The sequence below is a fragment of the Streptomyces capoamus genome (assembly GCF_014654935.1).
Lineage (GTDB): Bacteria > Actinomycetota > Actinomycetes > Streptomycetales > Streptomycetaceae > Streptomyces > Streptomyces capoamus.
This window is the reverse complement of the sequence record NZ_BNBF01000010.1, coordinates 152,152-152,532: the sequence shown is the minus strand read 5'-3', so window position 1 is coordinate 152,532 and position 381 is coordinate 152,152. Positions and strand designations below refer to the sequence as shown.

The following is a 381-nucleotide window of genomic DNA, read 5'->3' as shown; positions in this document are numbered from 1 at the left end:
ACCTGCGCACCCTGCGGGGCGCGGGGCAGACGGAGCTGTGACCGGGAGGCGAGGAATACTGGCGGACATGACCCGCCTGATCCTCGCCACCCGCAACGCCGGAAAGATCACCGAGCTGAGGGCCATCCTGGCCGACGCCGGACTCCCCCACGAACTCGTCGGCGCGGACGCCTACCCCGACATCCCCGACGTCAAGGAGACCGGCGTCACCTTCGCCGAGAACGCCCTGCTCAAAGCGCACGCGCTCGCCCGGGCCACCGGGCTGCCCGCCGTCGCCGACGACTCCGGGCTGTGCGTCGACGTCCTGAACGGCGCGCCCGGCATCTTCTCCGCCCGCTGGTCCGGCCGCCACGGCGACGACCAGGCCAACCTGGAACTGCT

The 381-nt window shown here is 72.2% G+C and carries 1 protein-coding gene; it reads left to right on the top strand.

The window, feature by feature from the left end; all coding sequences use genetic code 11:
* Positions 1-67 precede the first annotated feature (67 nt).
* Positions 68-381 (top strand): non-canonical purine NTP pyrophosphatase (locus tag IE312_RS40645; protein WP_306419766.1); only part of this gene is annotated, 314 nt, incomplete at its 3' end.